This is a genomic window from Lapidilactobacillus achengensis (assembly GCF_003946655.1).
In the GTDB taxonomy this organism is placed as follows: domain Bacteria; phylum Bacillota; class Bacilli; order Lactobacillales; family Lactobacillaceae; genus Lapidilactobacillus; species Lapidilactobacillus achengensis.
Genome location: NZ_RHOV01000005.1, coordinates 102,383 through 115,114, shown reverse-complemented (window position 1 = coordinate 115,114; position 12,732 = coordinate 102,383). Strand labels below are relative to the sequence as shown.

The following is a 12,732-nucleotide window of genomic DNA, read 5'->3' as shown; positions in this document are numbered from 1 at the left end:
ACCTCCTAACTTTTTGCTATTGTGACTGGTACACCGGTTATTTCTTGAGTCTTAGATTTAAACAACTTTGGATCACCGTTTAACTTTGATAAATGGATCAGCGTGACGCTCTCTAAACTTGGTGAGGTGTTAGCTTTAATGAAGTTCAATGAGTTCTCCATCTCGAAATGAGAATGCCAGATACGCCGCTCCAAGAATGGATTTAAAATACCATCATCAACATTCTTCTGAGCGATTGCAGATGAGTAATTCATCTCAACTAACATCTGAGTAATATCTTTAAACCTATATTTAACAAAATAAGTATCAGTGACATAAAGCAGACGGTCGCCCGCCTGACTCTCAATCAGGTAGCCTACTGGGTCTTTGGCGTCATGTTCGACGTGAAATGGCGTCACTATCCAAGTGCCAATTTTGTACTCGTGTAACGGCTGGATGTCGACTCTTCGAACACCTTCGAATTTGAGTGCGTTGGCAGTGCCAGCTGTCAGATAAACTGGCGCAATCGTATTGAGCAGATATTGCTTCAGATACTTGCTGTGATCACCATGTTCGTGAGTGATTAGGATGCCAACAACTTTGCTGAAATCAAAGTTCATCTTAGGTGCGGCTTTTTTCTCGGGAATTCCAACTTCAAGTAAAAGTTGAGTCTTACCATCACTCACGCAATAACCGTTTCCTGATGATCCTGTGCCAAATATTGTAATATCAAGCATTAGAATGGGTCCTCGTCATCATCAAAAATGGAAGGTTCTGGTTCTTGTGGGGCTTCTTCCTTAGTTGGTGCATCGATGATTTCAGGCTGCTGAGGCTTAACTACTTCACTGGCTTGCGATACTCCTTCAGGTGCGGGCTTCCATCCTTCTTTGGGTTCATTTTTTTCAGGCTTACTAGCCTCAATTTTTGCCTGTTCAAAGTCTTCTGAATTGGCGTGTTCTGTTACGTCCTTGCGAACCTTAGCAGCCTCTGGATCAGTGACCTCTTGATATTGATTAGCAACAAAACTGCTGGAGAAATCCTTAGGAATCTTTTTAGTAACATTGTTCCGCATCTTACGGATAATCATACTCTCACGAGACTGAGGTTCGCGCCAAGCAGGACTGATCTGGCCAGTTTTAACTAAATCATCATCGTCTAAGATTTCATCAAGCGTCATATTTTCAGTTTTCTGGCGAATCTCCGTTTTCTTAGCAATCTTATCTTTATCCCACATCAAGTTGTTCATCATATGGGCAATCAAATTCTTCTTAACATCAGCACGTTCGCCGATGTAATAGTTAATACTGCCATTCTGTGACTCAATAGGATAAACGACCCGAATGACCTTGCCGATACCTTTTTCGACCCATGTAGGTGGGGTTGTTTCGACACCTCTGTGTGATGGATAAGTGAAATCGTCGCCCTCTCGAATTGCCCAATAAGGGTAGACTTTTTTAACGTCGCGACCAAATCGTGCCAGTAAAGCATCGTTGCCGTCACCCTCGATATTCATTTCAATCTTTGGTTTGGCGTTTTTTGACTTCCGAACGATGAAATAAACTTCTCGTGGAGTTGCATCAGCATTTAATTGCAACGCGGCTACCGTCAATAAGATTTGTGTTAAGTTGCTCTGATCGATTTGGCTAATCGATAAGCTGCTATTCTCTAGCGTTGTGTTAATTGCAGAGATTGCCGAAATAACGACCTGTCGTTGATAGTCAGTCATCTCAATGCCGTTATTACTTAATTGGCTGGAGATCATTGGTGCAATTGCATTGGTAATCTTAGATAATCCTGTTTCATATTTTGCTACTGTCATTTAAGCCACCACTTTCAATTTTTTATCTTCGGATACTACTAAGCTGATTTGTTGTGATCCAGTTTCAACCAGATGGTTAACTGATTCTGCATTATCAATAAAGATTGGAGCCTTCATATCGTAAAAATCTGTAAGAGTATTAATGATGTCCAATCCTGCGTTAATTCTGGCCGCATTATTTAGATCACTGAACGGCACACCGTTAACCGTTGCTTCGCAGGTTTCTTTCAATTCACCGTTTTTCTGGTTTTCAAATAGCTTGAATTTAACAACACTAAATTTTTGATTGATGCTATCTTCGGTCATGGTGATTTTTGCACGCATAAACCGTTCGATCAGGTAAGATTGCTTGTCTAGTTCGTTATACTGCGCCTTTAATCGTGCATCGTCGGCTTCAAGTTCTGCTAAGCGTGCTTGTTGTGTTCTAACAGCTTGATATTTAGCTAATTCAGTTTCGATATCAGCAATTGACTTGGCGTATTGACTGATCTCATCATTCAGGTGTTCAATCTCAGTTACGTTAATCTGGGAGGCCGACTGATTATTGATTTGATTCTGTAAATCAGCAATTTTGGCTTCGGTCTCTTTGCAACTAGCTGAATCTTTATATTCGACTAAAGAACGTTTTGCCGATTCATACTCTGATGTTGCTTTTTTATTCAATTTTGTTAATTCGGTAACCTTAGAAATTGATTGTTCTTCATTTCGCTTAAGATCACCCAGGTTAATTCTTAATTCATCCAATTCAGACTTGTATTGTTTTCCCTGAGCGACGATTTGCTCTAATTTTTCTGATTTTTCGGTATTAAAATGTTTAATCAGTTCAGCAACTTCATCATCGGGTAGTTCTCGATGACAAGTTGGACAGGTCTTTGCAGATTCATCAAAACTTTGTTCTTTTAGGGCGTGATATTCTTTTAGAAGTGACTCTTTCTTTATTTCAATACCCTCTATTTTTTGCCCAGTACTGAATATATCAGCAGTCAATTGCTCATCGTTATTAGTTGCATCACTCAGTTGACGTCGTAATTCAGTCACTTTATTGGCCGTTTCCATTACGTGTAGATTATTGGTAGCCCCAAATTTTGTTTCATCCTTAACTGCTTGTAACTTTAATTCTGCTATCTGTTTATATAAAGCAGTTGGGGTATCAACCGATCGCAATTCAGTAATTTTTGCCTTACGAGAATCAATTTCAGATTGATAGGTAGCTTTCATTTCTTCTAAGTCACCAGGACTAGTGGAGACTGTTTCGGGTATTGCCCTGGTTGCTTCATCGATTCGAGCGGGCAAAGCATCAATATCACGCTTAATCTGACGACGCTGATCATTAATCCGCTTGTTTTGGTCCTCGATAGTACTATCACTGATTAACTGACTCAAGTCTTTGAGCTCTGGATGCTTATTGATGACATCTTGATCAGTTAGACCTGAGATAAGTTGCATTAACACAGCACGCTGTTGATCCCATTTGAGATTGGTAAACATCGCCGGGTTAGTTAGCGCCTTAAAAGTATCGACATCAATGATCTTATTGATGAATTCCTCATACTCTTTAACTTTCTGTGGTACATCGTCCACGTAAAGTAGAGTCTTATCAGGCTTGCGCACCTTCTTAAGCTCGCCGTTTGGTTTGGTCCAAACTTCTTTGAGAACTCGCTTCAGTACTGTATTCTTAGCGCCAATTTTCAGCGTTGCGGTAACTTCAGGTTCTAATCCAAGTAACTCAGTTCCCTCAGCCGCCAATGGCTTGACGTGAAATGCTTTCGATTCTTCCGAGTTCTTGCCGAAAAGCAACCAAGTAAAAGCGTCAAAAATGGTTGTCTTACCCGAAGCGTTCTGACCCAAAACAGCAGCGTCATTTCCTTTAGGCTCAAAGCTGAAATCTTTGATACCCTTAAAATGATGAATGGTCATTGATTGTAAATTAATGACTGTCATTGTTTAAACTCCTTTGCAATGTTAAAATATGTGTATAAATAATTTTGATTTGATTATTTTTTAGCCTATGTCGGTGGCGGCCGATGTAGGCTTTTTTGTTGTTCCGTGAGCCAATTCATATTGCTCTTCATTAATCAGTTCCTGAATTGCTCCTTGTGACGCTGTCATGCCAATTTCCTTATCATTGATGCCAATCAATCGATTGAAGCGTATGCGATCTTCGATTTTGTTGTAGGCCTCCTCGAATGCAAACAATCTTGCAGTTCGAATCCGCTGCATCATTTCAAGTTCTGTCACAAAATCACTTCCAATCTAAATCAAAGATTTGATGTAAAGCCTTTTTGAATGTTCCAGTCTTGCCCCACTCGTAAGCTATTCCAACGATGGTAGTAAGCCCAATCAAAATTAAGATTCCTGATACCTGCTGCAAAAAACTCATGCAATCAATACCTTTCCTGATTTTCATCCAGCCACGAATTAACCTGGTCCAGTTCAAAACGCCATTGCTTCCCTGTTTTCCCAACTGACGTGTGTGGCATTCCGGCCGCAACATAAGCTATGATTGTTTCACGACTCATGCCCTTAACTTGACTAAGCTTGGGAGTTGATAGCAACTTTTGACTAACAGGGGTTTTTGTATTTAAGGCAGCAACTACTTTTGATACAAGCTCGTCCATGGCACTATCTTTAAATGTTTCAACTAACAATTTTGCTGAATCCTTATCAATTGTTATTTCCATTTGATCACCTCCTGAATACCCCAGTCATCAGTAATTTGTAAAACTAATTCAACTTCTGCCGTGACCTCCTGCAGATATTCGTCACAGTAACGTTTCATTTCCTCACGATCAGCACTGGTTCTCTGGTCAACCGGCTTACTGTTTAATTCGGTAAAACGATTATCGAGGGCACGTCGCTCGCTTTCCTCTTTTTTCTGGGAAAAGAACCACGCATATGAATCATCTTTGGCCTTGGTAATCTTCGGTAGTACCATGCCACTTTCAAGCAAACAGGCGCCAATCATGAATCTTGCATCTCGCATTGCCTTAATAACCTTAAAAAGCTGATTTTCAGGAATACCCCGTGACGACCAATTCGTTACCGCACTTGCGTGTTTAAATCCTAAGTCTGCTGCGATATCACCACGGACCATATCATTCGCCTTGAGCCGTTGATCAAAGAGAGAGAGAACTTGCTGATCTGATTGTGTTAAATACATATATACTCACCTCCAATCACTCAAATTGCGTAGTGCAGGACACACTCTGAATTACGGTACAATTCATTTGTCAGCAATAAGTAGCGTTGATTTCATCTACCTCATTACTTTCACAGCTGTTGAGCAACTTCCAATTAGCCTCAACAACTCGAATTGACTTTGACTCCCAGTAATTGCGTGAAACATCTGGCCGCCAGAGAATGATATCGTTGATCATTTCTTCCTTACTCATTTAGCTCACCTCCTTGAAAATTGAATAGTGTTGCTCACCTTTAAGCGATATAATCAACCTGAAAGGTGGTGACAAAATGGCACAGATAACTGTGGTTCAAATTACATGTGGTCAGTGCGGCCATAAATTCGTCCTTAATACGAGTACATGGCCGTCAACCATTCAGTGTCCATATTGCCAAGAAGAAATGTCTCAGGACATGATTCCGAGAGTCAAAGAAGCTTGGGGAACAGCTTCAGACCTTAATATGGATTTTGCAAGGTATCACGCTGATCGTAACGAAACAAAATTCAGCGTTGATCTAATAGCCGAGCAAGTTCACTTTCCACACGAGTAAATCTCACAACTGATTCAAGTTGTCGAGGCCGAAGATTGTATTTGGCCTCGATTTTTTTAATATCAGCGACAACATCATCTAATCTGTTGGGGTAAACATTTTCCTTGTTAAAGTTGTACGTGTTCTCCAACCGATTTAGTAGACCTGGGAAGTTGATTGCTTTTGATTCGTTTGATTTTTCTTTCATGGTTCTTCCTCCTTAATTATTTATTTTGTATAACTTTTGTAAACATCCTGGGCAAAAAAAATATCTGAAATCTCAACACCAAGTCGACCAGAAATTTTTTTTGCAGTTTTAACTCCTGCAGAACGTTTTCCGTTCAAGATTGCAGATAGATAGCTAGGAATGATGTCTACCTTGTCAGACAAGCTCTTTTGCGTATAACCGTTCATAGCAATTAATTCATCAATCTTTGCACGGTCCGAAATATAAAGCTTAACCAATTCATCATCTCCTTGTTTTTAAGTACAATTACATAATAACATTAGTATAACTTTTGTCAACGAATATTTGCTTCTTTTTTATATTTTTGTGTACACACGTTATACTTTTGTTATACTTATCGTATTGAAAGGACTGATATGTATGAGTTCTGTCACTCCACAAGAATTTGGAAATAAAATTAAACAAATTCGAAACCAAAAAAACTTCTCTTTAAGACAAGTATCAAACCAATCAAAGATTGGCGACAAACCAGCCATTTCTGCATCTTACTGGTCGCTAGTGGAACGTGGTCAGAGAAACATCCCTAAAGTTCCAACGTTAAAGCGTATGGCTAAGGGACTTAGGATAAGTAATGAAGAAATACTAAATTTTGCAGGTCTTTCTGCAAACGATCAAGACAAAGAAAACGCTGTTGATCTTGACGATGAAAACGCAGTCTTAACATTCCAAGGTAAGCCCGTTCCGCCTGAAGATTTGGCGCTAATGAGAAGACTGCTAAGGGGCAAAGATGATGATGAATGATAACTTCATGCAATCTACTTTGAACTTTGCGTTCGACCACAAAATCAGATACGAATTAACTAGTGCAATGAATTCAGATACGCCCTCTGGATCTAGCGCGTATCATAGATCAATTGTCATCAATCTCAATTGGTATGATCAGCAGCAGCTACCCTTCGTCGTTGCACACGAAACAGCGCATGTTTTATGCAGTCATCGGGGTATTTCGTATTTTTGCGATTCTTCTAATAGTGCTACCGAGGCCGAAGCAAACAGAACTGCCGTTGATATTCTAGTGCCTATGTATTTTGAGGACATTGATCCCGAAGATGCTAATTATCATGCATTCCTCGATTCATTCCATATTGGTGAGAGTATGGCTGATTATTCTATTGATACAATAGATGACTTTTATCACGGCAATTTAGAATTGCTTTAATTAATCACTTGGAGGAGTAATAATGAGTTTAACTGATCTATTTAAAGTCAATAAGTTGAAAGATGAGATTGAGCGCTTAACCGCTGAGAATGCTGGTTTACAGGAAAAAGCCAATATCGTTTTGACCGCACAGCAAATGAAGCCTGCAGAATTACAGGATATTATCGATAATAAAACTAAAGAGATTAAAAATCTTGAGCTTGAATTCGAATCAAAACGCAGCAATGAAAATAAAGAGCTTGATGAACTTAATGAGAAACAATCTTCCATAAAGGAAAAAATAAAAACTCTAAATGCTGATATCAAAAGTCTAAAAGAAAAATTAGTCGATACAGAAGATAAGGTAAACATGGAATCTAATGGCCTTTACGAACCTCGTTATGACTTTGCCTCATCACTTGGATATAAATCTCAACTCGATCAAGTTCGCCAGGATCAAAAGCAAATGATTCGCAATGAGCTTGCGGCAGAGATTTTTAAATCAATGTTACTGGATAATTCCGCCGCAAGAGGCCGCTCGATGCAAAAGAAAAACATCAAACAGCTGTTGCGAACATTTAATGGTGAGTGTGAAGCCGCGATTAATAAAATTACCTACTCTAATTTAGATAGAATCAGTAATCGAATTGAGAAGTCCTTCGATCAATTAAATAAACTAAACGATCCCAACGGTGTTCGCCTCACTCCTAAATATTTGGATAGTAAAATAGATGAATTACATCTTGCTTTCGAATATTCTGAAAAGAAACAGGAAGAAAAAGAAGAATTGCGTGAACAACGCGAACGCGAGCGTGAAGAAAAACGTGCTCAGAAGGAAATTCAAGACGCTCAAAAACAGATTGATAAAGAACTAGATCATTACATCAAAGCGGTTGCTGAACTAAAAGAGAAACTTGCTACGCTTGATGGTACAGAAAAAGAAGATGTTCAATCAAGAATTGATGAACTTCAAAAAAATATTGGCGAGTCGGAGGATAAAAAGAAAGACTTAGATTATCGTGCCGAAAATGCTACAGCCGGATACGTTTATATTATTTCTAATATTGGATCGTTTGGCCCGGATGTAGTTAAAATTGGTGTCACACGCCGACTAGATCCATTAGAACGAATTGCGGAACTAAGCTCTGCTTCAGTGCCATTTAAATTTGATGTTCACGCCCTGATTTTCTCTTACGATGCCTACAAATTAGAAACAGAATTACATAATAAATTTGCAGACGAACGAATCAATAAAGTTAATGCACGTAAAGAATATTTCAATGTTCCTATTTCAAAGATAAAAGATGTTCTTAAAGGATATGAAGATTTGACGGTTGATTTCACGGAAAATCCAGATGCCGCTGAATACCGTGAAACTATGGTCCTTGAAAAGAATAAGATAGCCCAACAAGAAGATATTAAATCGGTCGGTTAGAGCAAAAAGAAAAAGCCACCGCTGGCACGGTAGCTTTCGGTAATACTTTGTACAAAAATATTATACCAGATGTAGGTCTGGGTTGGAGGAATTATTATGGCAAAAAAGATTAAAGATGAGAATGGCAACACTTATAAGTTGAAAAAACCATTCTACAAGCGAGTTTGGTTCTGGATTTTAGTTGTTATTGTCATCATTGCAGCTGGTTCAGCAATGGGCGGCAATAAGGGCAGTGACGATAAGGCAGATAAAGCTTCATCTACAAAAACTACTGCAACTAATACAAAGTCCTCATCATCTAGTAAAACTGATAGTGGTAAAATCACTCGGGCTCAATTCGACGCCGTCAAAATTGGTGATTTAATGAATAAAGCCGACGGTGGTCAGACAACCGATGAAATTAAAAAAACATTTGGTAAACCAGCTTCTACCTCAAGTAGTACAACTGAGGGTGTTAAAACAGACATCCTTACTTGGACGAATGTCGAGGGCGGTCTAGGCGCCAACATTATCATTAGTTTCACGGATGGCAAAGCATTTTCAAAAAATTTAGCTGGATTTAAAATCAACCGCAAAAACAAAATTTCATTGGCCGATTTTGAATCAATCGCAAATGGAACAAGTTATAACGATGTTATCGCTAAGTTTGGCGAACCTGATAGTTTAGACGAAAGCCTAATCGGCGGAACTAAGAAAGTTATTGCCATGTATATGACTGGTATCAAAGGCGATTTAGGAGCTAATTTTAATATCACATTTGATAATGATGCCGTATCTGGCAAATCACAATCTGACATGAAGTAACTGCACCACACCCTATTCGGTTTAAGTTGGGTTCGACTCCCAGCTGGGGCTTTTGAACAAATATATTGGTGGTGATTAAATGGGATTAAAAGAGATTGTTGACAATAATAGTTACCCTATCGTTTTTATCGGGTCAGGTATCTCAAAGCGATATTTAGAAGAATCTGACTCTTGGGAAGAACTTCTACAACGATATTGGAAAAAATTAAAAATTTCTACTCCCTTCTATTCTGAAATGCACGATCTTACGAAGAAATATTCTGACTTATCCGACGAAGATATAGGGTTTAACGTTAATACCGAAATTGCAACAATCATTAAAGAAAAATTTGACAATGGTTTTTACAACGGTGATATTCATGTTGCGGGATTAACAGATAAGATGGCCTATCAACAAAATATATCTCCCTTCAAATTTGACTTATGCAATCATTTCAAAAAAGCGCATTTAAAAAGCAATATTGATAAAGATGAACTGAATCAATTCGGTATTTTGCTCAGTAAGGCAAAAATTATTGTAACTACAAACTACGATTCTTTAATTGAAACTGAATTACATCATAAAAATGGACAAAGTCCTAAAACATATATCGGACAAAGTGGCTTTTTTGATGAAACAGATAATTGGTCCGAATTGTATAAAATCCACGGTAGTCTCACCGATCCTAGCTCATTAATAATAACCAAAGAAGATTACGAAGAGTATGACAAACAATCGATATTAATTAGCGCAAAGATACTTTCTTCAATGATTTCATCTCCAATCGTTTTCTTAGGATATTCATTAACAGATAGAAATGTCAGAAAACTGTTATCTGATTTTTCCTCACAATTACCACGAGAAGATACAAGAAAAACAGCGAATAGAATACTGGTTGTTGAATATAAAAAAGGACACAAAGAGTTAACTGAATCTATTGAGAATGATCATTCCCTCAATTTTACTTATACTTCAATAAAAACGGATAATTATACTGATTTATACAAACAATTTAATAGAATTGATGAAGGTGCAACTCCTTTAGAAGTAAGAAAATATAATTCATTAATCAAACGTTTGGTTGAAGATTCCGGGCGAAAGGGCGAAATAGAATCTGTTTTAGTATCTGTAGAAAACCTTGACAAAATTGATGATCAAATTAATCAGGGCAAACATATTGTTGTTGCCTTAGGCGATAAAAAATATATTTATGTATATCCGGACCTATTAAGCTATATCAAGGATTATTTTCTGAACACTAACAACTATTTACCTGCTGTTGCCTTGTCATTCGCAGCACATCAGGGAGACAGAAAAACTAAAGTTCCATTTGCAAAATACTGGAATAGTGTCGATTTAGATACTTTAAAACTCAAAGACGATGAACTATTTAAGCTGGAAAATAAAATCAGATGTTATCCAAATCTAGATAGTATTATTAACTCTGTTGGAAGATATGATCGTAAGAAATTCAATAGTTTAGACGAAATTTTCAAAGTGTTTCCACTAGGAACACCCAAATGTATTTCCGTTATAACCTATAATCTGAAAAGAATTCCCAAAACAGAATTATCTGACTATGTAATAAATACAGCGTTAGACGGATTTGAAAATGCTGTAAAAGAAAACACCAGTTTAAAAACATTTTATCGTAAATTATTTGTGGGATATGATTTATTAGTTAATGGCGATTTTGCCCAACAAAAAAAGCTCAAGGCCACACGAGTGACTGAGCTAGACGGCAAGGCAGTAAAGGGTTTGCCTACGGATTGACCCTTAACTTATGATTAATTATAACCCATAAAAAAGGGTTTTTCAATCATCTGATTTAACTGTAATATTTATTTTTAACCTCGCCTAGTGGCATAGTTAAGTGCGATTCTTAACCGAGGCTTTGATCATAAGGAGGTCAAGAAATGAACGAGAAAGAGTTTTTCGACTACTTTGAATCAATTACCTCAGCAAAAGACAGATTTTTAGAAAAAGCGATTGATCTGCAGACAAAAAAATTTGAAGCGTGCGCCAGCTAAGCGATATAACGAAACAGTGGTTGCCCGTCAGGCAGACAAGCTTTGGGAAGAGTTAGTTGAAAATGTTTATAGCAATGTCCGCAACAGCATAAAGAAACCTGAAAATCGTTCGTCCTGGACTAGCAAACTTGAAGCTGAAGGTGTCATGGAACAACTTGATGATTCTATTGCTGAGATGGATCTTAATCCGGAAGAATAACTTAATAGAAATTATGTACCGCCTATTTTTTTACAGTTTAAAAGAACATACGTGCGTGTTTTTTGGCGTATTAAATAACACATCACGAAGGGAGTAACGATAATGAGAAAATGGACAAAAGTTAAGAATCACCCAAATCTTTACGAGTACCCAACTGATCAAGGTAAGCGATTTGGTGTGCGACGCGGTTATAAAGACACCGTGGGAAATTATAAACAGTTTAGCAAGTCTGGCTATAAAACGTGGCGAGAAGCTGATATTGTCCTAAAGAAATTCGAATCTGATTTAGCGCTAAAGAATTTTGACAACCTATCAGCTGACAAAGTCAAATTAGAGCAAGTTTGGCGTCAGATGGTTTCTGAAAAAGAACGACTAGGTCGGTGGCGCACTTCAACAGCTGATTCGCAAAAGATGAACTACGACACCTATATCAAAAAAGCACTCGGAAATTATTTCTTATCCAAAATAAAGCGCCCTGTCGTCCAATCCTGGCTTGATAGTCTATCACAGAGTGAATTAGCCCATGACACAATCAGGTCTGCGTATGGTACTCTCTCATTGATTATTAACTATGCTGTCAGCCAAGAGCTGTTGGGAAGCAACCGCATTAGAGGCTTAGACTACTCAGGCAAAGACGCTAAAAACAAATCAATTGAGCCGATAGACTTCAACAAATGGATGAAGTGCGCAAAAGAAAATTTGAATCCGTATGATTACAACATGATTTTTATCTTGGCGAACTCTGGCATGCGTCGCGGCGAAATTAACGGTCTGCGAACTACCTCAATTGAAATTAAAGAGAATCAAATTACTAAAGAGAGATATGCAGTTGTAAATATTGATTATCAACGCAGCGTTAACGAGCCCAATGGCGGCGAGCTAAAAACGAAAACCAGCTATCGTAAAATTGTGATGACAGGTGAATCAGTAAACGCACTGGAGAATTCTATTGAAACTGCCAATTTACGTCGGACTGCCGGTCATAAAGATACTGAATCCACTCCTTGGTTGTGGGTCAAACAAAATGGCGATCCTTCCGGAGTACTTCACCTGACTTATCTGTGCAAAACAATTAGCACAAAAGTTGGAATCAAAATGCATCCACATATGTTCCGCCATTATTTTGCAACAGAAACTATTGCGCATGGAGTTCCACAAATAGATGTAATGCATTATCTGGGTCACTCAAGCGTGCAAATGACGGCTGACTATACTCGTCCGACAGAGGGAGCAAGCCTGAATGTTTCGAAAGGCTTCAGCCCAGCAATACCAACCGATACAGAAATTGTGGTACAAGGGACCATGTACCACAATTTGTACCACAATTCTAATGAAAACTAATGAAGATTAAACGAAAAAAAGCTTATCCCGAAGTTTAGAAATCGCTCTAAAC

At 38.2% G+C, this 12,732-nt stretch carries 16 protein-coding genes; 7 read left to right on the top strand and 9 right to left on the bottom strand.

Annotated elements, in window-relative coordinates; translation table 11 throughout:
• Positions 1-5: 5 nt before the first annotated feature.
• The 9 genes from EKM94_RS04560 to EKM94_RS04525 all read right to left on the bottom strand — a co-directional run bounded on the left by EKM94_RS04560 (position 6) and on the right by EKM94_RS04525 (position 5,971).
• Positions 6-716, bottom strand: a complete 711-nt coding sequence (locus EKM94_RS04560; RefSeq protein WP_125598144.1) for an MBL fold metallo-hydrolase — start codon at positions 714-716, stop codon at positions 6-8.
• Positions 716-1,798, bottom strand: a complete 1,083-nt coding sequence (locus EKM94_RS04555; protein ID WP_125598141.1) for a hypothetical protein — start codon at positions 1,796-1,798, stop codon at positions 716-718. Before EKM94_RS04555 ends, EKM94_RS04560 begins: the two co-directional genes overlap by 1 nt.
• Entirely contained in the window at positions 1,799-3,739 is a 1,941-nt protein-coding gene (locus tag EKM94_RS04550) for an AAA family ATPase (RefSeq protein ID WP_125598137.1), read from the bottom strand.
• Between the two features lie 60 nt (positions 3,740-3,799).
• The gene (locus EKM94_RS04545) at positions 3,800-4,036 is read right to left on the bottom strand and encodes a hypothetical protein (protein WP_125598134.1); all 237 of its coding nucleotides are present in this window, start codon (positions 4,034-4,036) and stop codon (positions 3,800-3,802) included.
• A gap of 146 nt (positions 4,037-4,182) precedes the next feature.
• Entirely contained in the window at positions 4,183-4,479 is a 297-nt protein-coding gene (locus EKM94_RS04540; RefSeq protein ID WP_125598131.1) for a DNA-binding protein, read from the bottom strand.
• A complete protein-coding gene (locus tag EKM94_RS04535) occupies positions 4,470-4,958 on the bottom strand; it encodes a hypothetical protein (protein WP_125598128.1) in 489 nt (162 codons plus the stop codon). Before EKM94_RS04535 ends, EKM94_RS04540 begins: the two co-directional genes overlap by 10 nt.
• A gap of 70 nt (positions 4,959-5,028) precedes the next feature.
• Positions 5,029-5,190, bottom strand: a complete 162-nt coding sequence (locus EKM94_RS12315) for a hypothetical protein (RefSeq protein WP_164511103.1) — start codon at positions 5,188-5,190, stop codon at positions 5,029-5,031.
• 290 nt (positions 5,191-5,480) lie between these two features.
• A complete protein-coding gene (locus tag EKM94_RS04530; RefSeq protein ID WP_125598125.1) occupies positions 5,481-5,714 on the bottom strand; it encodes a hypothetical protein in 234 nt (77 codons plus the stop codon).
• A gap of 20 nt (positions 5,715-5,734) precedes the next feature.
• Positions 5,735-5,971 carry a helix-turn-helix transcriptional regulator gene (locus tag EKM94_RS04525; protein ID WP_125598122.1) on the bottom strand — a complete coding sequence of 79 codons (237 nt, stop codon included), beginning with the start codon at positions 5,969-5,971 and terminating at the stop codon, positions 5,735-5,737.
• Positions 5,972-6,113: 142 nt separating this feature from the next.
• Here EKM94_RS04525 and EKM94_RS04520 point away from each other — a divergent pair, with 142 nt between their 5' ends.
• The 7 genes from EKM94_RS04520 (at position 6,114) to EKM94_RS04490 (ending at position 12,680) form a co-directional block, all read left to right on the top strand.
• Complete coding sequence (locus EKM94_RS04520; protein ID WP_125598119.1) at positions 6,114-6,494, top strand: helix-turn-helix domain-containing protein; 381 nt, start codon at positions 6,114-6,116, stop codon at positions 6,492-6,494.
• A complete protein-coding gene (locus EKM94_RS04515; protein ID WP_164511102.1) occupies positions 6,484-6,912 on the top strand; it encodes an ImmA/IrrE family metallo-endopeptidase in 429 nt (142 codons plus the stop codon). Before EKM94_RS04520 ends, EKM94_RS04515 begins: the two co-directional genes overlap by 11 nt.
• 22 nt (positions 6,913-6,934) lie before the next feature.
• A complete protein-coding gene (locus tag EKM94_RS04510) occupies positions 6,935-8,326 on the top strand; it encodes a DUF4041 domain-containing protein (RefSeq protein WP_125598113.1) in 1,392 nt (463 codons plus the stop codon).
• Between the two features lie 96 nt (positions 8,327-8,422).
• A complete protein-coding gene (locus EKM94_RS04505) occupies positions 8,423-9,130 on the top strand; it encodes a DUF3862 domain-containing protein (protein ID WP_125598110.1) in 708 nt (235 codons plus the stop codon).
• A gap of 79 nt (positions 9,131-9,209) precedes the next feature.
• Complete coding sequence (locus EKM94_RS04500) at positions 9,210-10,883, top strand: SIR2 family protein (RefSeq protein ID WP_125598107.1); 1,674 nt, start codon at positions 9,210-9,212, stop codon at positions 10,881-10,883.
• A gap of 237 nt (positions 10,884-11,120) precedes the next feature.
• On the top strand, positions 11,121-11,339 hold the full coding sequence (locus EKM94_RS04495; RefSeq protein WP_125598104.1) for a hypothetical protein: 219 nt from the start codon (positions 11,121-11,123) through the stop codon (positions 11,337-11,339).
• A 102-nt stretch (positions 11,340-11,441) separates the two neighbouring features.
• On the top strand, positions 11,442-12,680 hold the full coding sequence (locus EKM94_RS04490) for a tyrosine-type recombinase/integrase (protein WP_125598101.1): 1,239 nt from the start codon (positions 11,442-11,444) through the stop codon (positions 12,678-12,680).
• Positions 12,681-12,732: the final 52 nt, after the last annotated feature.